Source organism: Streptomyces cyslabdanicus (assembly GCF_052663305.1).
The window spans coordinates 89,006-109,076 of the sequence record NZ_JBQRUW010000047.1 but is presented as its reverse complement, the minus strand read 5'-3'; the positions used below and the strand labels follow the sequence as shown (position 1 = coordinate 109,076).

General features: G+C 71.9%; 13 protein-coding genes. 2 read left to right on the top strand and 11 right to left on the bottom strand.

What is annotated here, in order from left to right:
• Window positions 1-39 precede the first annotated feature (39 nt).
• Genes ACTYVM_RS27565 through ACTYVM_RS27545 form a run of 5 tightly spaced genes read right to left on the bottom strand, consistent with a single transcriptional unit; the run spans window position 40 to window position 7,900 of the window.
• On the bottom strand, window positions 40-2,238 hold the full coding sequence (locus ACTYVM_RS27565; protein WP_445528541.1) for a glycosyl hydrolase family 95 catalytic domain-containing protein: 2,199 nt from the start codon (window positions 2,236-2,238) through the stop codon (window positions 40-42).
• On the bottom strand, window positions 2,235-4,214 hold the full coding sequence (locus ACTYVM_RS27560) for a beta-galactosidase (RefSeq protein WP_445528540.1): 1,980 nt from the start codon (window positions 4,212-4,214) through the stop codon (window positions 2,235-2,237). The genes ACTYVM_RS27565 and ACTYVM_RS27560 overlap by 4 nt, the downstream gene beginning before the upstream one ends.
• A complete protein-coding gene (locus tag ACTYVM_RS27555; RefSeq protein ID WP_445528539.1) occupies window positions 4,211-5,146 on the bottom strand; it encodes a carbohydrate ABC transporter permease in 936 nt (311 codons plus the stop codon). Before ACTYVM_RS27555 ends, ACTYVM_RS27560 begins: the two co-directional genes overlap by 4 nt.
• On the bottom strand, window positions 5,143-6,177 hold the full coding sequence (locus ACTYVM_RS27550; RefSeq protein ID WP_445528538.1) for an ABC transporter permease: 1,035 nt from the start codon (window positions 6,175-6,177) through the stop codon (window positions 5,143-5,145). Before ACTYVM_RS27550 ends, ACTYVM_RS27555 begins: the two co-directional genes overlap by 4 nt.
• Window positions 6,178-6,205: 28 nt before the next feature.
• Complete coding sequence (locus ACTYVM_RS27545; protein ID WP_445528537.1) at window positions 6,206-7,900, bottom strand: extracellular solute-binding protein; 1,695 nt, start codon at window positions 7,898-7,900, stop codon at window positions 6,206-6,208.
• Between the two features lie 364 nt (window positions 7,901-8,264).
• Here ACTYVM_RS27545 and ACTYVM_RS27540 point away from each other — a divergent pair, with 364 nt between their 5' ends.
• Entirely contained in the window at window positions 8,265-11,102 is a 2,838-nt protein-coding gene (locus tag ACTYVM_RS27540; RefSeq protein ID WP_445528536.1) for a glycoside hydrolase family 3 C-terminal domain-containing protein, read from the top strand.
• A 41-nt stretch (window positions 11,103-11,143) separates the two neighbouring features.
• Here the strand turns inward: ACTYVM_RS27540 and ACTYVM_RS27535 are convergent, their stop codons facing one another.
• From ACTYVM_RS27535 to ACTYVM_RS27525, 3 genes are all read right to left on the bottom strand, one after another.
• Window positions 11,144-11,467 (bottom strand): hypothetical protein, encoded by a 324-nt coding sequence (locus ACTYVM_RS27535; protein WP_445528535.1) that lies wholly within the window; start codon window positions 11,465-11,467, stop codon window positions 11,144-11,146.
• A gap of 202 nt (window positions 11,468-11,669) precedes the next feature.
• Entirely contained in the window at window positions 11,670-11,864 is a 195-nt protein-coding gene (locus ACTYVM_RS27530) for a DUF397 domain-containing protein (protein WP_445528534.1), read from the bottom strand.
• A gap of 127 nt (window positions 11,865-11,991) precedes the next feature.
• Entirely contained in the window at window positions 11,992-12,777 is a 786-nt protein-coding gene (locus ACTYVM_RS27525; protein WP_445528533.1) for an alpha/beta fold hydrolase, read from the bottom strand.
• Window positions 12,778-12,957: 180 nt separating this feature from the next.
• Between ACTYVM_RS27525 and ACTYVM_RS27520 the strand changes: the two genes are divergently transcribed.
• Complete coding sequence (locus ACTYVM_RS27520) at window positions 12,958-13,608, top strand: hypothetical protein (RefSeq protein WP_445528532.1); 651 nt, start codon at window positions 12,958-12,960, stop codon at window positions 13,606-13,608.
• A gap of 388 nt (window positions 13,609-13,996) precedes the next feature.
• Here ACTYVM_RS27520 and ACTYVM_RS27515 read toward each other — a convergent pair whose 3' ends face one another.
• The 3 genes from ACTYVM_RS27515 to ACTYVM_RS27505 all read right to left on the bottom strand — a co-directional run bounded on the left by ACTYVM_RS27515 (window position 13,997) and on the right by ACTYVM_RS27505 (window position 19,969).
• Window positions 13,997-15,442 carry an aldehyde dehydrogenase family protein gene (locus ACTYVM_RS27515; protein ID WP_445528531.1) on the bottom strand — a complete coding sequence of 482 codons (1,446 nt, stop codon included), beginning with the start codon at window positions 15,440-15,442 and terminating at the stop codon, window positions 13,997-13,999.
• A 191-nt stretch (window positions 15,443-15,633) separates the two neighbouring features.
• Window positions 15,634-17,301: a PucR family transcriptional regulator gene (locus ACTYVM_RS27510; protein WP_445528530.1), complete on the bottom strand. Its 1,668-nt coding sequence runs from the start codon at window positions 17,299-17,301 to the stop codon at window positions 15,634-15,636.
• A 253-nt stretch (window positions 17,302-17,554) separates the two neighbouring features.
• Window positions 17,555-19,969, bottom strand: coding sequence for an ATP/GTP-binding protein (locus ACTYVM_RS27505; protein ID WP_445528529.1), 2,415 nt, complete (start codon window positions 19,967-19,969; stop codon window positions 17,555-17,557).
• Window positions 19,970-20,071: the final 102 nt, after the last annotated feature.

Here is a 20,071-nt window from a genome sequence, read left to right as displayed (position 1 = left end):
CATGGTGTCCTTCCATGGGTGGGGGGAGTTGCGGGGGGGCTACCACTCCCTCAGGCCGAGGGCGTGGTCTTCTCCGGCGACCAGGTCCAGTGGCCGGACGCCGGTGGAAGTCCTCAGTTCGATGCGGACGGTGCGGGTGGGGCGCAGGACTGCCGCGACCGTGTCCCGGCTCCACGCCAGGTCGACCTCGGCTCCGAACCGGGTGCGGACGCCGCGCAGTTCGCCCTCCGGGTACGCCGGTGGGAGCGCGGGCAGCAGGACCAGCCGGTCCGGGGTGGACCGCACCAGCGTCTCGATCAGCACGGCGGGCAGGGCGTGGGCGGCGTCGGCGTTGTAGACGTTCCGGTTCGGGTAGTGGGCGCTCATCAGGGAGGTGTGGAAGTAGTCGCCCTCCAGGACGTGCGCGAGGGCGCGGGCGACGCGGTCGCCGTCGCCGAGGCGGGCCGCGATCAGGGCGTGGTGGAGGTGGCCGTGGGCCGAGTCGTTCTCCGCGCCGCGCAGTTCCAGGGCGCGGCGGGCGGCGGCGGCCAGGTCCGGGGTGTCGTGAGGGGTGATCTCGTCCAGCGGCCAGACGGCGTAGAGGTGGCTGAGGTGGCGGTGGTCGTAGGTGTCCGCCAGACCGGGCCACGCCCATTCGGCGAGGGCGCCGTCGCTGTTGATCCGGTGCGGTGGGAGGCGGTCGGCGAGGGCCTGCCAGCGGTCGGCGTCGGGGGTGCCGGGGTGGTAGGCGGCGGCCGTCCGCAGGGCGTGCCGGGCGGCGGAGAGGTCCATGGCGGCGTTGAGCGCGCCCCAGCTCGCGTTGGCGGGACGGTTCTCCGGTGAGTAGGAGGGGACGACCACGAGATGGCCATGTTCGTCGGTGCGCGTGAGGAAGTCCTCGTAGAACCGGGCGACCTCGGCGAGCGCGGCGGCGGTGCGGGGGTCCTGGACGCCGCGTGTCTCGTCGAGGTGGACGAGCGGCCCCAGCAGCCAGTCGGCGCCGGCGGTCCACAGGTGCAGCGGGTACTCACGGCTGAAGTGGTACGTGTGGCCGGACTCGCCGTCGGTGTGCGCGGGCGCGACGGCCCCTCGGGTGCCGAAGATCGCGCGGGCGTTGTCCCGCCAGTCGGGCAGTTGTGCCTCGACGAGCCGGGCCAGGGCCTCGCCCACCTCGGGAAGTCCGGCCGCCGCGGCGGAGGCGGTCTGGAGGTTGAGGTTGGCGTCCGTGGTGAACGCGCCGGACCAGGCCGTGTCCCAGTCGCCGGTCCACAGTCCGGTGAGCCGGGGCGGGAGCAGGCCGCTGGCGGAGAGCAGGTGGTAGCGGCCCGCCGCGAACAGCCGCTCGAGGAGGGCCGCGCTGCCGGGCCGCTGCAGCAACTCCGACCCCGGCAGGTCGCGTTCGCCGGGGTCGCCGCGCAGGTCGAGGGTGACACGGTGGTAGGCGGTGCGGTGCGCGGGCAGATGGCTCTCGAGGAGGTCGTCGTAGGTCCGCCCGGTGAGCAGGTCGAGCAGGGCTCCCGCGTCCTCGGCCACGGCCGGTTCACCGGTGTGCCGGCGGACCCGGGTGAGCAGCAGCACCGAGTCCGCGCCGGTGATACGCGCTCCGGGCGGGGTGAGCGCCGTGGTGCCACCGGTGACGGCGATCAGCGTCACGCCGGTGTAGGCACGGTCGCTGCCCGGGTAGCGGGCATGCAGGCTCAGTACGGCGCCCCCGGCGGTGAGCCGTGCCCCGTGGCCGACGCGCAGGCCGGGCGGCACGCCGGGCAGCCGGTGGTCCAGGCGGACGTCGAGCACGGCACCGGGCGCGGTGACGTGCTGGACGATCACGTCGTCGGCACGGGAGACGAAGACGCGGCTGCTCCGGTCCCCGCACACCGCCGTCACCTCGCCGCTGGTGAAGTCGACCGAGCGGCGGTAGCCCCGCCGAGCGCGGGCCGGGCGGCTCAGCCTGATCCGGAAGGCCGGGTGGAAGGGCCGCACCCACTGCAACGGCCGGCCGTCCGTGAAGGACTCGGCGGCGGTGCGGTCACCGGCGAGCAGGCGGTCCTGGAGTGCGGCGAGCCGATCGGCGAGGAGCGGGGGCCGGGCGTGCTCGGCTCCGTTCGGACGGACGAGGGTGTGATGGGTGACGATCACGCGGTCGTCGTCCGGGTCGCCGGACACCAGGGCGCCGTGGTGGCCGTTGCCGCTGAGGAAGGCGTCCTCCCAGCGGGCGGCCGGGAGGGGTTCCCAGGTTCCGTGCCGGGGTCCGCCGGTCACGGTTTCAGCACCGCCGCTCCGTACCGTCCGAGCGTCGTGCGGCCGTTCACGGCCGACCCGGTGAGCAGGTCGCGGTGGCTGCCCGGCACGTCGACGGTCACCGGTTCACGCCGGTGGTTGAGCAGGAACAGCAGCTCGCCGCGCCGTACGGCCTCGACCCCGGCGGGCAGTTCGTCCAGCACCGGGCGGACGCCGGCACCGGCGGCGACGCGGGTGAGCAGGGCGCGCAGCGCCTCGGGCTCCGGGAGCGTGGAGACGTACCAGGCGCGGCCGCGGCGCAGCACGGCGGGCATCCCGTCGAGCTCGCCACCCCGGTACGGGACCGTCTCGTCGGCGGTGGCGGCGGCCTCGATCTCCTCCGACCACAGGGTCCCGCGCAGTCCGCCCGCGCACGCGACGCTCTCCCCCGCCTCCAGCGGCCACCACTGGTGCAGCGTGCGGATGCCGAACAGCTCGCGCAGCCGGGCGTCCATGCCGCCGGGGCGCACCCGGTCGTCCTCGTCGGCGACCCCGGTGAGGAAGCCGCACACGAGGGTGCCGCCGCCGGCGACGTACGCCAGGAGGTTGCCGATCGCCGCGTCGGTGAGCAGGTAGAGCTGGGGGACGACGACGAGCCGGTGGGCGGTGAGGTCGTGCTCGGGGTGGGCGAAGTCGGCGGTGAGGTGGGCTTCCCACAGGGCGCGGTGCCAGGCGCGCAGGACCTCGGGGTAGGCGACGTGCGTGGACGGGCGGCCGTCCTGCTCGCAGGCCCACCAGGAGTGCCAGTCGTGCAGGATCGCGATGTCGCGGGTGCCGTGGGTGCCGGACACCTCGGCGCCGATCCGGCGCAGTTCGGCGCCGATCCGCTTGACCTCCTGGAACGTACGGCCCTGCTCGCCGGCGTGGCCGACCATCGCGGAGTGGAACTTCTCCGCGCCCTGCCGGGACTGGCGCCACTGGAAGTAGCAGACGGCGTCGGCGCCGTGGGCCACGGCCTGAAGGGACCACAGGCGGTTGAGGCCGGACGGTTTGGGGTGGTTGACGGGGCGCCAGCTGACGGGTCCGGCCGCCTGTTCCATGAGCATCCAGGGGCCGCGGGCCTGGGAGCGGGTGAGGTCCTGGACGAGCGCGCCGTACTGGGCGCCGAGGGGGTCGTGCGGGTCGGGGTAGAGGTCGACGGAGACGACGTCCTCCTCGGCGGCCCAGCGCCAGCCGTCCTGGCCGGACCACAGCGGCATGAAGTTGGTGGTGACCGGGAGGTGCGGGGTGTGCCGGCGGACGATGTCGCGTTCGGCGCGGTAGCACTCCAGGAGCGCGTCGGAGGTGAAGCGGCAAAAGTCCAGCACCTGGGTGGGGTTCTTCAGGTAGTGGGTGCGGCGCGGGGGCAGGATGCCGTCCCAGCTGTCGTAGCCCTGGCTCCAGAAGGCGGTGCCCCAGGCGGTGTTGAGGGCGTCGAGGGTGCCGTACCTGGTCCGCAGCCAGCGGCGGAAGGCGGCGGCGGCCTCGTCGCCGTAGTCGTGGGTGCAGTACTCGTTGTTGATGTGCCACATCGTGAGGGCCGGGTGGCCGGCGTAGCGGGCGGCCAGGTCCTCGGTGATGGCGGCGGCGTAGCGGCGGTAGGTGGCGCTGGAGTGCGAGAAGTGCTGCCGGCCGCCCCACCACTCGGTGCAGCCGTCCTCGTCGCGGGGCAGGGTGTCGGGGTGCAGGCGGCCCATCCAGGGCGGGGGCGAGGAGGTGGGGGTGGCGAGGACGACTCCGACGCCGTTGTCCGCCATGAGGTCCATCACCGTGTCGAGCCAGCCGAACTCGCGTGCGCCGGGGTGCGGTTCGAGCTTCGACCAGGAGAACACGCCGAGGGTGACCGAGTTGACCCCGGCGTCCTTCATCAGCCGGACGTCCTCGTGCCAGGTCTCCTCGGGCCACTGCTCGGGGTTGTAGTCGCCGCCGAAGAGGATGCGGCCGCGGGTCGTACGCGTCGACCACGGAAGCTCCCTCATCCCTTGACCGCCCCCGTCAGCATCCCCTTCCTGAAGTGCTTCTGGACGAACGGGGACAGCACGGCCACCGGCAGCAGCGCCATCACCATGACCGCCATCTGCACGGCGAGCCCGGACAGTTGACCGGTCTTGATGGACTGGGCGAGGCCCACGGGGGCCTCCTGCTTCTGGACGAGCTGGATCATGACGTTCTGCAGCGGGAGCATGCTCTGGTCGTTGAGGTACAGGGAGGCGTTGAACCAGGCGCTCCAGTAGCCGACGGCGTAGAACAGGGTGATCACGGCGAGTACCGCGCGGGAGAGCGGCATGACGATCTGCCACAGGATGCGCAGATCGCCGGCGCCGTCGATGCGGGCGCTGTCGACGAGTTCGGGCGAGATGCCCATGAAGAAGCCGCGCAGGACGAGGATGTTGAACACGCTGACCGCGCTGGGCAGGATCAGCGCGAGGTAGGTGTCGGTCAGGCCGAGGGTCTGCACCAGCAGGTAGGTCGGGATGAGACCGGCGCTGAAGAACATCGTCGCCAGCAGGATCATCAGGATCCAGCGGTGGCCGAGCGAGCCGGTGCGGGACAGGCCGTAGGCGCACAGCACGGACACCGTCATGGAGAACAGCGTGCCGACCAGGGTGACCAGGACGCTGACGAGGGCGGCGCGGGTGACCTGGCCGCCGCCGAGCAGTTCCCGGTAGGCGATGAAGGTGATGCCCTTGGGCACCATCACCAGGCCGCCCGCCTCGTCGATGGTCCTGCGTGAGGAGAGGCTGGTGACGACGACGATCCACAGCGGGAAGAGGATCGCCAGGCAGGCCAGGGTGAGGACGAGGCCCTTGCCCGCCAGGCCCGCCCTCGTGGGCTGTTCCTCCCACACCGGCCGGGGCGGCGCGGCCCACCGGCGGCGTCCGCGGACGGGCTTGTCGATCACGGCGGTCACCTCTTGTACACCCCCTGCTCGCCCATCAGATGGGCCACCTTGTTCGCGGCGAGGACCAGTCCGATGCTGACCACGCCCTTGATCAGGCCGGCGGCGGCCGCGTAGCCGAAGTCCTGGTTGCGTACGCCGTTCCACCACACGAAGGTGTCCAGCACCTCCGCGGCGCCCGGTCCGACGGCGTCGCGTTGCAGCAGGATCTGTTCGAAGCCGACGGTGAGGGCGTCGCCGACGCGCAGCACCAGCAGCAGCGCGATGACCGGGCGCAGCGCGGGCAGCGTGACGTGCCAGATGCGGCGCCACCGTCCGGCGCCGTCCATCGCGGCGGCCTCGTACAGGTCCGGGCTCACCGAGGTGAGCGCGGCGAGGAAGACGATGATCCCCCAGCCGGCGTCCTTCCACACGCTCTGCGCGGTGAGGAGCAGCTTGAAGGTGGCGGGGTCGGTCATGAGGTCGAAGCCGTCGTAACCGTGTTGGCGCAGCAGCTGGGAGAGCAGTCCAGCGCCGCCCAGCAGCTGCTGGAAGACGGCGACGATCAGCACCCAGGAGAAGAAGTGCGGCAGGTACAGCACGGCCTGCGCGACCGCCCGCACCCGCGGTCTGACCACGCTGTTGATGAGCAGCGCGAGCAGGATCGGGATGGGGAAGTACAGCACGAGCTGGAGGAAGAACAGCACCAGCGTATTCCGCACGGCGTTCCAGAACGCCGAGTCCGCGAAGATCGCCTGGAAGTTCTCCAGGCCCACCCAGGGGCTGTGCAGGATGGAGACGACGCCGTTGTCGCTGATGTAGGGGTCGTAGTCCTGGAAGGCGACGACGTTGCCGAGGATCGGTACGTAGTTGAAGAGCAGGACGAGGACGACGGCCGGGAGCGTCATCAGGAGCAGCACGCGGTCGCGTCGGACCCTGGTGCGCAGGCTCAGCCTCCCCGGGTGCGCGTCCTCGCGGGTTCCGGTGGCGCCGCCGGACGCCTCCGGAGTCCTCTCCGTCGTGTCGGCCTCGGTCCCGCTCCGAGGCACCGTGCTGTGGGACACGGCCGGTCTCCTTGCCTCAGCGCCCGGGTCAGCCTGCCGCCGAGCCGTTCTCGTCCAGGAGCTTCTTGTACCAGTCGCGCAGTCGGTCGCCGCCCTTGCTCTTCCAGTCGGAGACGGCCTGCTGCATGTCGCTGATCTTCTTGTGGCCGCGGACGATGTCGTCCTCCAGCTGTTCGAAGTCGTTGGACAGGTTGGTATAGCGGGAGGGCTCGGCGATCTGCATGCCGTAGAAGGAAGACTTCCTGGTGGCGGCGCCCATCCGCTGCTGCCACTCGACCTGCGCCCGGGCGGTGTCCGGGAAGTCCGGGTGGGCGAGGGTCGCGGCGGGGCTCGCGACCATGATGTAGGCGTTGATGACCTCGTTGTTGCCCTTGTCGTTCTTGACGGGCACCCCGTTCTTGACGGTGTAGTGGGTGCCCTCGACCCCGTAGTTGGTGAGCATGTACTCCTTGGTGCCGTACGGGGCTGCGGTGACGTTCGCGACGGCCAGCACGTCACGGACGACGGACTCGGACGCCTTCTTGCTGACGAACGCGAAGATGTTGGCGGGCTGGGTGGCCCACAGGGTGGGCGCACCGCCGTCGTGGCCGAAGACGTCCATGCCGGAGATCTTGAAGTCCGGGTTCTGGACGGCTTGTTCGGCGGTCCGGCTGTACCACTGCGAGATGTCGTCGTTGTAGATCAGGAACTCGCCGGAGGCGAACTTGGGGCCCGAGTCGGTCTGGGCGCTCTTGCCCAGCTTGGCGTCCGGGTGGACGTACCCGGCGGCGAAGAGCTTGCGGGTCCACTCCAGCGCCTCCAGGTACTCCTGGGTCTCGACGCGGTAGATCAGCTTGCCGTCGACGAGGTTCCAGCCGAGCGGCTTCTCGCTGCCGGAGAGCACACCGAAGATGTTGAACGCGGTCCACTTCATGTCGAGGCAGGCCCACCGCTTGGCCCGGGCGTTGGTGATGTCCTTGGCCAGCGCCGCGAACTCGTCCGCCGAGCGCGGGACGTCGTAGCCCTCCTTGTCGAAGATGTCCTTGCGGTAGAAGGGCACGATGTTCGTGACGTAGGAGGCGGGCATCGGCAGGCCGCGCAGTTTCCCGCCGAAGATGCAGCGCTGCCAGGCGTCCGTCGGGATCGCCGCGAGGTTCGGGTACTCCTTGACCTTGTCCCCGGACAGGTGGGGGCCCAGGTCGGCGAACTTGCCGGTGATCGCGCTGGGGATCTTGCCGCCCATGTTCCAGCCGGGGATCACCACGACGTCCGGGACGCTGCTGGAGGCGAGGACGGCTCCCAGTTTCTGTTCGTAGGTGTTGCCGTCCTGGTTCTGCCAGACGACGTCGACGCCGATGAGGTCGTTCATCCCCTGGTAGTACGGGTTGTCCTGCTTGGGCGGGGATCCCCAGAACGGCGACATGATCGTCACCTTGCCGCCCTTGCCGAGCTTCTTCGGCACGGAGGTCTTCAGACCGGCGAGGTCGAGCGGGCTGGTGAAGCCGACGGCGGAGCCGTTCTTGGCGGCGATGTCGGGGGCGACGACGCTGTTCGCCACGTAGGACGGCAGCAGCTTCTTCGCGTCCTTGCCCGAGGTGGTGCCCCCGCCCGAGCCGCTGTCGGAACCGCCGCAGGCGGTGAGCAGCGGCATCCCTCCCGCCACCGCTGCGGCGGCGACCGCCGTGGAGGCGAGGAAGCTTCTCCGGCTGGGGCCGGCGGAGGCGGGGGCGGCGTTCGGCGTCATTGCGTCAACCCTTCGTGGCGCACCAGGACACCCGGCGGTGGAGCCGTCGGCTGCGGTGTCCCGATGAATCTCTATCCCGATGCTCGATGTCTCGAGTGGAACTGGCTGAGGTCGAAACCGAGTCGAAGCGCTTCGATGTTGCTGCGAGGTTAAGTGAACACCTGGGGGCGCACAAGGGCCGGATCCCATCGGATCCGAGATTGCTCCGGGGCGGTGCACACGGGGCCACTCTCATACGTCCCTTGAGATGCGGGCCAGGAACCGGACTTGTTACCCCGGACCGTCTTGACACCCGCCGCGAGTCGACTGAGCATCGAAGCGCTTCGAAAGAGGCTCGCCGTTCCAGCGCCAGGGGGACCCCCACGTGACCGTACGAACGCCTCACACTCCGCCGTTCCGCGATCCGCGGCTGCCGTTCGCGAAGCGCGTCGACGATCTGCTGGCACGGCTGACCCTCGACGAGAAGGTCTCCTTCCTGCACCAGTTCGCGCCCGCCGTTCCGCGGCTGGACGTCGCCGCGTTCCGCACCGGTCAGGAGGCGCTGCACGGGGTGGCCTGGATGGGCCCGGCGACGGTCTTCCCGCAGGCCGTCGGGCTCGGCGCCACCTGGAACGACGACCTGGTGCGCCGCATCGGCGAGGCGGTCTCCCGCGAGGTCCGGGCGATGCGCGCCCGCGACGACCGCGTCGGCCTCAACGTCTGGGCGCCGGTGGTGAATTTGCTGCGCCACCCACTGTGGGGCCGCAACGAGGAGGGCTACTCGGAGGATCCGGGGCTGACGTCGGCGATCGCCGTCGCCTACACCCGCGGCCTGCGCGGCGGCCATCCGACGTACTGGCGCACGGCACCGGTCCTCAAGCACTGGCTGGCCCACAACAACGAGACGCGCCGGGACACCACGTCCTCCTCAGTGCGCCCGCGCGTCCTGCACGAGTACGACCTGCGGGCCTTCCGGGCGGCGGTGGCGGCGGGCGCGGTGGCCGGCGTGATGCCCGCCTACAACCTGGTCAACGGCCGCCCCAACCACGTCTCGCCGTACCTGCGCGAGCACCTGCGCGCCTGGACCGACGAGGAGCTGCTGGTCTGCTCGGACGCGTGCGCGCCCTCCAACCTGGTCGACTCCGAGCACTACTTCGCCACCCACGAGGAGGCCACCGCGTCCGCGCTGCTGGCCGGCGTGGACAGCTTCACCGACCACGGCACGGACCCGACGAAGATCGTGGCGCGGGTGCGGGGCGCCCTGGACCAGGGGCTGCTGACCGAGGCCGACGTCGACACGGCGGTGCGCCGGCAGCTCTCGGTGCGCTTGCGGCTCGGCGAGTTCGACCCGGCAGACGATCCGCACGCCGCGACCGAGGACTTCGACACTCCGGAGCACCGCGCGCTCGCCCAGGAGGCCGCCGAGCAGGCGATCGTGCTGCTGAGCAACGACGGCCTGCTGCCCCTGGCCCCGGACGCCCGCATCGCTGTGGTCGGCCTGCTCGCCGACGAGTGCAAGCTCGACTGGTACAGCGGCACGCTGCTGCACCGGTCCACGCCGCTGGAGGGCCTGTACGAGCGGTTCGGCGCCGAGCGTGTGGCGTTCGCGGAGGGTGTGGACCGGATACGGCTGCGCACGGCCGACGGCACCTTCCTGCGCGTACCGTCGGCCGCGGACGCGAGCGACCGGGTACGCGGCGCCGAGGGCGCGCTGGACCCGGCGCTGCTGTCCGGCCGCACCGACCTACCGCCCCTCACCACCGACGCCACCGGCACCGAACTGGCGTTGGTGGACTGGGGCGAGGGTGTCCTGACCCTGCGCGCCCCGGACGGCCGCTACCTCTCGGTGGCCGACGACGGCTACCTGCGCGCCTCGGCCGACCAGCCCGGCGGCTGGGTGGTGCAGGAGACGTTCCGCCTCGAACCGTACGGCGGGGGCCACCTGCTGCGGCACCTCGGGACGGGTCGTCACGTCTGTGTCACCGCGCAGGGCGTGCGGGTCGCCGTGGAGAACCCCGAGGTCTTCGAACCGGTCGTGACCGAGCGCGGCGAGGAGGCGGTGGCACGCGCGGCCGGCCGGGCCGACGTGGTGCTGGTGGTGGCGGGCAACGACCCGCACATCAACGGCCGGGAGACTCAGGACCGTACGACCCTGCGGCTGCCGGAGCACCAGGAGCGGCTGCTGCGCGCGGCCCGCGCCGCGAACCGGAACACGGTGCTGATACTGGTCTCGTCGTACCCGTACGCGGTCGACCCCGCCCCCCTGCGGGCGGTGCTGTGGACCGCCCATGGCGGCCAGGCGGCGGGCACCGCCCTGGCCCGGGCGCTGGCCGGCGACTCCTCCCCCGCCGGCCGGCTCCCGCAGACCTGGTACGCGGACGACTCCGACCTGCCGGACCTGCTCGACTACGACGTGATCGGCAGCCGCCAGACGTACCTGTACTTCGAGGGCACCCCGCTGTTCCCCTTCGGACACGGGCTGTCGTACGCGTCGTTCGGATACGGCGACCTGACGGTCCGGGTCGCCGGGGACACGGTGCACGTCTCCTGCACGGTCACCAACACCGGGGACGTCACGGCCGACGAGGTCGCCCAGGTCTACACCCGCGCCGCGAACCCGTCGGTCCCGCGCCCGCGCCGCGAGCTCGCGGCCCACCGCCGCGTCACGCTCACGCCCGGCGAGAAGGCGGACCTGACCTTCGAAGTCCCCCTCTCCGCCCTGGAGTTCTGGGACGTCTCCCAGAACCGCCGGCGTCTGGAGCCGGGCCCCTACGACCTCCTCGTCGGCGCCTCCAGCGAGGACATCCGCCTCCGCACCACGCTCACCCTCGACGGGGAACCCGGCACACCACGGCCGATCCTCCACCACGGCCTGAACGCCGCCGACTTCGACGAGCAGTCGGGCATCGAGATCGTCGACCGGACGAGGACCACGGGCGACGCGGTGACACCCGCCTCCGGCAGGCCGGGCGAACTCCTCTACCGCGGCTGCGACTTCGGCACCGGAGTGACGGGGGTGAGCGTGGAAGTGGCAGGCGAGGGCACCGTGGAACTGATCCTGAACGGCGGCCCGCCGCTCGCCACCCTCACCCTGACCACACCCACGTCGGGCCCGTACGACTACACCACGCTCACCACTCTGGCCACCACCACCGGCGTCCACGACGTACACGTCAGGCTGACCGGCCCCCTGCGGCTGTCACGGGTCGGCTTCACGGCCTGAGTCGCGGCCCCTCCCCTCCCCACCCGACGAGACTCCCCCGATCAGCGCTTCCTGGTGAGCCTGGCCCAGCGGCTGCGCAGCGCCTCGGTCTTCACGCCCCTGTCGCCCCGCATGTGTGGCGGAACGGTCCACCTCGGGATGTTGAACCAGACGACCGAGAGGTTCACGGCGGCGGCCAGCAGGAACAGTGTGATCATGAGCAGGCCGAGGGCGAGCAGCACGTCCTCCCTCGCCCTGCCCTGCCACACCTCCTCCAGGCCGCCGGAAACGAAGATGCCTCCCAGGAAGACCAGTTCGACCGTCAGTACCGCGGAGGCCCTCACCACCCCCCGGTTGCCCTCAAGGCCGTAGGGGAGACCGGTCATCCTCTGGGACAGCCGCCGGGCGAAGTCGGGATCACGCCAGACCCTGCGGGTCAGAAGGCCCCCGTGGAGGATCCCTCCAAAAGCGACCAACGCACCGGCCACCAAGTTGAACACCGAGGCTCCATCCCCTTCATCCCGGCCGCCCGGTCACCCGATTGCCTGCCCTCCCTCAGCCGAGGAGGTACGGTCCTACGACTGCGGCTCAGCCGTTCCGGTCGACGGCGTGCGCGACGAACATCGCCCAGGCGTCCTGTCCGAGGGCCAGCCCGGGGCGGACGGTGTCCTTGGAGTCCCGGACGTGGACGGCGGTGGTGGTGAGGGCGACCTCGACGCACTGGCCGCCCTCACCGCTGCTGTAGGTGCTCTTGACCCAGGTCAGTTCCCTGACGTTCTTCATAGGTCTCCCAGCAATTCCTCGATGAAAGCCATCGACTCCAACGTCCGCCACCCCGGCCTGCTCACTGCCCAACGCAACGAACGCGCCCGCGTCATGACATCCGGTGAGCCACCATCCCGATCCGGCACTAACGGCCGAGGAACGGGCCCAGCATCGAGATGAGCTCGGCGGGCGCGTCCAGCGCTATGAGGTGAGCAGCGGTGGCGAACTCGACCAAGGTGGCATCGGGGATCTCAGAGGCGTACCGGCGGGCGATGTCCTGGAAATCGGCGATATCGAGCTTGCCGATCCCGACCAGCGTGGGGACGGAGATGACGGCGATGTCGCCGGTTGCGACGTCTTGGGAGCGCTTTTCCCTGATCTCTTGGTTCGCCAGCGACATTCGTATCGGGCCGCGGAGTTGGTCAGCCAGTCCAGCGGCGACGTCCTCCCACCTTCGCGCCGGCCCGCGCAGCCACATGTCCAGGTTGATACGGACGGCGGCATCCAAGTCGCCCGAGGCCAGGGCCGCCGTTTCCGCCTCGTCGTACTCGACCATTTCCGCAGACCAGTGGTATCCCGGCCATGGCGGGGCGAGCAGCGCCATGGAGTGCACCCGGCCCGGGTGGGTGAGACTGAAGTCCACGGCCACGCGGCCGCCCCACGACGCGCCGACGAGCCGTACGCGTTCGTAGCCGAGGTGGTCCAGGAGACGGCGCAGATCGTCCGTCTCGCCGAACGGGCCGGTCGGCGGTGCGGATTCACCGAAGCCGCGCAAGTCGTACCGAATGACGGTGTGCCGTTCTGTTAGGTCGGACACGATCGCGTCCCACATACGGTGGTCAGCGACGCCGGCGTGCACGAGTACGACGGGCGGTCCGTCGCCGGTGACGACGTAGGAAAGGTGCCCAAGATCATCGGCGAGTGTGAGCATCCGCAGATGCTTGCAGGACGACAGTGCACGTGCCACCCAATAAGGGGAAGGCTTCTCCTCGCCCTCGCCCTCGCTGCCACTGCCATCTGGCTCCGTCCGTGATCAGCGCGACAGTTCCTGACCCCGGTGAACCTTCTCGGTCACAGCACCAACTGCGACTCCGTACGTTTGGGAGGACAGATGCGCATCAGGGCATCGCGCTCGGTCAGTCTGCTTGCTGGGATTGTCCTGTCCGCCGGCGGCCTGACGGCTGTCTCCGGTTGCGGCGGCCAGTGGGCAGCGGCCGGCGGCGAGCCGGATGTACTCGCGGACCGTGCCCGGCAGGTCGCTGCCGCTTGGGACGGCTCAGCCGCTGCTGGAGCGTGGCGCACTGGCTACCACCCCATGGGAGAAGCAATCCAGTTGCCGAGAGGCGGCCTGCACAGCCAGGCTGACAGGCAGGCCTACGAGAACCAGAACTTCGTTCTGAGAGCCGAGTTGCCCGGTGCTGCGCCCAAGAACGGCCAGGTCACGTGGCCCGGGGGCGACACGCTCATCCGGCCGCTGGTGGGCGCGGGCCAGTCGTACAGGATCTTGGCCGGCACCCACGATGACGGAGAACCACACCTCACGGTGACCGGGGCGGAGCTGGGCAAGATGACGATGGTCACCAGCCGTGGGCCGGCGACGGTTCCGGCCTGGCTCTTCACCCTGGACGGCTATGCCACTCCCCTCAAGCACGCTGCGGCCGTCCCGTCGAAACTCCCTCCGTCGCCGATCAAAGCGGCCCGTGACATCCCCGGCCATCCGCTCAACCGGCTCATCAGGATCACCGACGAGGCCGCTCACTGACCGTCGTCGCCCTCCATGGCGTCTGCGGCGACGGGGCCGAGGTGGGCGTGCTGGAGACACGCGGAAGCGTCGTACTGTCGGCCACGGTCAGGGGGCAGGGGGGCGGCAGCACCTGCACCAAGCAGGCGAGGCTGCAGCAGGTGACGGTGAGGCTGGAACGTCCCGTGGGCGACCGCGTCCTGCTCGACGCGCACACCGGCCGGCCCGTTCCTTACAAGGGGTGGCGCGGGATCTCACCGTCGCCGAGTGGGAGTTGACCCTCCGTTGCCGTGGTCACCGGTTGGCCTGGTTGACGTGCTCCCTGGCCTGTCGGGACAAGCACGTACGACAACGGCCGGAGCCCCCGCACAGCGGGCTCCGGCCGTTGTCGGCTGTCCGGAAGGGGGGCCTACAAGGCGAGGCCGGTCAGGACCAGGACGCGCTCGTAGGTGTAGTCGTCCATCGCGAACTTGACGCCCTCGCGGCCCACGCCGGACTGCTTGACGCCGCCGTACGGCATCTGGTCGGCGCGGTAGGAGGGGACGTCGCCGACGACGACGCCGCCGACCTCCAGGGTGCGGTGGGCGCGGAAGGCGGTCTGCAGGTCGTGGGTGAACACGCCCGCCTGGAGGCCGTACTTGGAGTCGTTGACGGCGGCGAAGGCCTCGGCCTCGCCGTTCACCTTCTGCACGGTCAGGACGGGGCCGAAGACCTCCTCGCAGGAGATCGTCACCTCGGAGGGCACGTCGGTGAGGACGGTCGGGGCGTACGAGGCGCCGTCGCGCTTGCCGCCGGTGCGCAGGGTGGCGCCGGCCTCGACGGCCTCCTGCACCCAGGACTCCACGCGCTGGGCGGCGTCCTCGCTGACCAGCGGGCCGACGTCGGTCTTCGGGTCGGAGGGGTCACCGGTGACCTGGGCCTCGACGGCGGCGACGATGCGCGGCAGCAGGCGCTCGTAGACCGAGGCGTCGGCGATCACGCGCTGCACGGAGATGCAGGACTGGCCGCCCTGGTAGTTGGAGAAGGTCGCGATGCGGCTCGCGGCCCAGTCCAGGTCCTCGTCGCTCGCGTAGTCGGCGAGGACGACCGCCGCACCGTTGCCGCCGAGCTCCAGGGTGCAGTGCTTGCGCGGCACCGAGTCCATGATCGCGTAGCCGACCTTCTCGGAACCGGTGAAGGAGATGACCGGGAGGCGCTCGTCCTGGACGAGGGCGGGCATCTTCTCGTTGGCGACCGGGAGGATCGACCAGGAGCCGGCCGGCAGGTCGGTCTCGGCCAGCAGCTCGCCGAGGATCAGCCCGGACAGCGGGGTGGCCGGGGCGGGCTTGAGGATGATCGGCGCGCCGGCGGCGATGGCCGGGGCGACCTTGTGGGCGCACAGGTTCAGCGGGAAGTTGAACGGCGCGATGCCAAGCACGACACCCTTGGGGAAGCGGCGGGTGAGGGCGAGGCGGCCCTGGCCACCGGCGTCGGTGTCCAGGCGCTGGGCGTCGCCGCCGTTGAACCGGCGGGCCTCCTCCGCGGCGAACCGGAACACGGACACGGCACGGCCGACCTCGCCGCGCGCCCACTTGATCGGCTTGCCGTTCTCGGCGGAGATGAGCTGCGCGATCTCCTCGGTGCGCTCCACCAGCCGCTTGCTGACGTGGTCGAGGGCGGCGGCCCGTACGTGCGCCGGGGTGGCGGCGAACTCGTCCCGCACGGCGTACGCGGCGGCCACGGCCTCCTCGACCTGGGCGTCGGACGGCACCACGGCCTTGCCGACCAGCCGCCCGTCCCACGGGTTGGTGACGTCGAAGGTGTCCTCGCCGGTGACCTGGCGGCCGGCGAGCCAGAAGGCGTGGGTGGAAGTCATGTACGAGTCCCGGCCCTTCCGCGTTTGGGGGTGTCTGCTGTCGACGTCCACGGTAGGGCGGGGACGGCCCGGGGTCGTTTGTCCGAGTCGTAGCAGTACGGGGCGGGGGTGCGCCGGATTGGCGTACGAGCGGTATCCAGCGCGCTGTCCGGTGCCGTGTCCGGCGGCTCCCTGCTCCGTGGAGGTGGCCTTCACTCCGTGGAGGTGGCCTTCAGCGCCAGCCACAGCTCCATCCGCACGTCCGGGTCGTCCAGGGAGCGGCCGAGGATCTCCTCGACCCTGCGCATCCGGTACCGCAGGGTGTGCCGGTGGACACCGAGGTCGGCGGCGGCCGCGTCCCACTGGCCGTGCCGGGACAGCCAGGCCCGCAGCGAGGCCACCAGGTCGCCGCGTCCCGTCGCGTCGTGCTCGTACAGCGCGCGCAGCAGCCCGTCCGCGAACGCCCTCACCGCGTCGTCCGCCAGCAGCGGCAGCACCGATCCGGAGGCGAGCTGTTCGTGCTCGACGAGCACCCGTCCGCGCCGCCGCGCCACCGACAGCGCCTGTTCGGCCTGCTTGTACGCGGCGGCGGCCGCGATGGGCCCGGCCGGCCCGGACAGGCCGACGACCAGTTCGTCCTCCTCCCCGCCCTGCTGCTCGCGCACGGTCTCGGCCCGCGCCGCCTCCAGCGCGGACGCGTACCGGCCGCACACCGCCACGGCCGCGCCGCCGTCGGCGGCCAGCACCACCAGGCGCTCCCCGTCGGGCACCACCAGCACGGCCTCGCCCGACCGGGCGGCGGCCGCCTCCACGACCTCGGCCAGCGCGGCGAGCGGGTCGGCGCCGGGATCGGCGCCGGCCAGTACGGCGGCCGAGGAGGGTGCGGCGGGCTGCACGCGCGCGTGGGCACCGGCGTGCGCCCGCGCGGCGGACGCCGAGGCGGACTCGGCGACGATCACGCGGAAGGGGGCGTCGAGCAGGCCGCCGTACAGGTCGCCGGCCACCGCGCGGGCGTGGTCCGGCTGCCCGGCGAGCAGCATGCGCAGCACGGCGGCGCCGATCCGCTGCTCGGCGGCGTGCAGTGAGCGTGAGCGTTCCGTGATGAGCGTCAGCAGGGCCACGGCGGAGTGGACGGCGTACCGCTCGGCGGTGCCGAGGGCGGCGGCCGTGCCGACGGCGAGCGCGGCGCGCGGACGGCGCCCGGTGCCGAGGGAGTGCAGTTCGACGCGGTCCTCGGTCTCGGGCCCGCCGACCACGGCCGACGCGGGGGCGGACCGGTCGCGCAGCCGCTCGATGTCGGCCGTGAGCCGTTCGGCGCGGCGTGTGGCCCACTCGGGTGCCGCGGCGACGACGGCGCCGGAGGCGTCGTAGAGCGCCGTCCAGCCGTCCACCTGGGCCGCGAGCGCGGCGAGCAGTCCCTCCGGTCCGGCGTTCAGGGCCTGTTTGGTCAGCTCCCGCTGGGCGGCGAAGCCTGCCGTGACCGCCCGGTACTGGTCGGCCGCGATGGCCGCCGAGACCGCCTTGCTGATGGCGAGGAACGGAGTGCGGCGGGGCACTTCGAGCAGCGGCAGGTTCTCCTCCTCGGCGGCGTCGACGAGCGCCGCGGGGATCTCGTCGTAGTTCACCCCGACCGCGAAGCCGAGCCCGACGACCCCGGCCTTGGCCAGCCGCTTCACATAGCGGCGCATGGTGTCGGGCTCCTCCGCGTCCAGCTTGAGCGCGGTGATCAGCAGCAGCTCCCCGCCCTCCATGTACGGCACGGGGTCGGCGAGCTCGCTGACGTGGGCCCAGCGGACTGGTACGTCCAGGCGGTCCCCGCCCGCGCGCACGGTCAGCTTGAGCGCGGAGTGTTGGACGAGCGAGGCGAGCGTCGGGGGCATGAGGCCTTCTGGTCTCGGAGGGTACTTCGGAGGAAGTTCTTCGGCGGCGGTCGGCGGTTTTCGGGTGACGGTTCTTCGGTGGCGGTTCCTGCGGGGTTCTGTGGAGATCGGATGATCGTTGTGATCTTTTGGACGTCACGTATGAACGGCCTATGCCGATTCTGCCTCACCGTACGGTGAACGCGTTACGGTCCGCACGGGTGAACGCTTTGCGCCCGTGCGGACAACCGCCGCGTTCGCCGTCCCGCTCCCCTCAGCCCCGCAGGTCCACCAGCAGCGGCGGCGCGTGCTCGCCCCGGACGCTGGTCAGCGACAGCACCCCGTGACCGGGCGGGACCTCCTGGGCCAGCCGGGAGGCGGACCAGCGCTCCCGCTCCACCTGCCGGGTCGTCACGGCATCCGTGGTCACGGCCCGTCCGGTCACCAGCTTGCGCAGGGCGTGGATGGCACGGGTCATCGGCTGGTGGGCGAAGACGGTGTGCTTGGCCACCTCCTTGGTCTCCACCCACTCGGTCCCCCAGGCCTGCGCGAACCGGCTGCCGTCCCAGGTGGTGACGCCGGAGAGCGCCATACGGCAGCCGACGGCCGCAAGCAGCGGGCCGTGCAGCGCCTCGGGCACGTCGGCGACCGACCGGAGCGCGAGGACGACACCGGCGTTCTGGGAGCGCAGCCCCTGGACACGGCGCACCGACTCGGCGGTGATCGCCCCGGTGGCGTCGTCGAGGACCAGACAGGCGAAGTGGGGGCGCCGGGTGTCCCGTGCGACGGTGTGGAACTGGGCCAGAACCAGCCGGGTGATCAGCCGGGACGCCTCCTCGTGCCCGCGTTCGGGCAGGTCGACGCGGACCCGTAGCGGATGGTGGGCGACCGCCCGCAGCGAGAAGGGCCGGCCGTCGGGTCCCGCCGCGCCGAAGAACTCGGCGAAGGCCGGCCGGTCCAGGAGCGCGAGCCGGTCCGCGAGGGCGGGCCCGGCGTCGGCCGCGGTGCCGGCCTGCCGCATCCGGGCGTCGAGTTCGCGCCGCATCACGGCGTGCTCGTCCGTCGACAGCGCCGCCCGCAGCGAGGCCAGCGTGCCCGGATCGCCCTCCAGCAGCTCGCGCAGCGCCGGCAGCGGCGGGAAGTGGCCGTGCACCGCCCGGTAGGGGCCGAGCAACTGGGCCAGCGCGGTGGCGGCGTTCCGCGCGCCGACGGTGTCGAGGTCGCCGACCAGGGCCTCGGCGAGGAAGTCGGCGGCCTCGTCGGGGTCGTCGGACCCGGCGTAGGGATCGAGGTCGTGGACGGAGGCGGGGTCGCCGATCCGGACCACCACGTCGTACGCGGAGTCCGGGCCGAGCGGGGTCCCGGCGGCGCAGACGGCGACGACCGCGCACCCGCCGGTCAGCGCCTGGAGCGTGAGCGCCTCGGTGACCGGCCCGGTGACGTGCCGGGTCTTCCCGGAGCCGGGCGGCCCCACCAGCAGCAGCGAGGTGCCCAGCGTGTCGGGTCCCAGGGCGGCCCCCGCCCCCTCGTAGTCGCGCGGGGTCCGCTCCCCCGGCGCCCACTGTCCGATGCGCACCTGCCCTTCCAGCAGGTCGTGGTGGGCGGTGCGGCCGGGCAGGTCGCGCGCCCCGGAGGGGTGGGTCCAGGCGGCGGCGCCCTGCCGCAGCACGGTGTCGGTGAAGGCGGCCGGCCGCGCCTCGCGCCCGGCCGCCTCCCACGCCCGCTCGACGCGGGCGCAGTCCACGTCGTTCATCCGGCCGGCGGCCACCTCGCCGGTCAGCAGGTCGGCCGCCTGGTACTGCCCGGCCTGGCGCGGCCCGGGCCACTGCGAGCGCGGCAGGTCCGCCGCGAGCGGGGCGACGGGTGCCGCGGCCGCCCGGCGGCGCGCGGCGAGTTCCCGGGCGTACGCCCACCAGTCGCCGAGCCGGGCGAACGGCCAGACGACCAGCAGGGTGACGAGCGCGTACAGCGCGTCGGTGAACAGCTGGGAGGAGAACAGGCCGTAGCCGCCCGAGACGAGGACGACCAGGGAGAACACGGGATCGACGACCGGCAGGGGGTTCCAGCCGACGCCCGGGAAGGCATCGGGGAAGACCAGGCTGAGCGCGATCAGGGCGCCGACGGCGGCGTACAGGGCCCGCGCGGGCTGCGGGCGGCGGCCCACGAAGTGCCGGGCGACGTCGGGCCAGCTGCCGAGCCGTCCGACGGCGTAGACGAGCACGGCGAAGAACACGCCGTCATAGACCACCATGGCCTCATGGCCCTGCGTTCCCTTGGGGGAGGTCGTGCCGCCCCACCACCAGTCGCCGGGGGTGAACAGCTTCAGCGGCGCCCACTGGTACGGCAGCGCGCCCTGACGCCACAGGGACCACACCAGCAGGGCCACGACCAGCGGGATCAGCAGCCCGACGATCGTGATCGACGGCAGCCGGTCCGGCGTCCTGGCGGCCTTGGACGGGCGGTGCCCGAAGCGCCAGATGCCGGGCGCGGCGGCCGGGCGCGGGGTGTCGAGCCACTCGGCGACGGCGGCCCGGGGGCTGTGCTGCGGCGCAAGCGGATGTTCGTACGACTGCGGCGCGCCCGGCGGACGTGTGGGCCGGGGTGGCGTCGTGGGGGCGTCCCGTGGCACCGTCGGGCGTGGCACGGGGTTCGCGTGCGTACCCCGGGCGTCCTGCGTCCCGTCGTCCATCGCCCTTGCCCCCTGACCAGCCGCTCCGTCCACCATCAGCGAGTCAATCTAACGCCCGGGCAAGGGGAGTTCACCGATTGCACGGTACGCCGCAGGTCACGG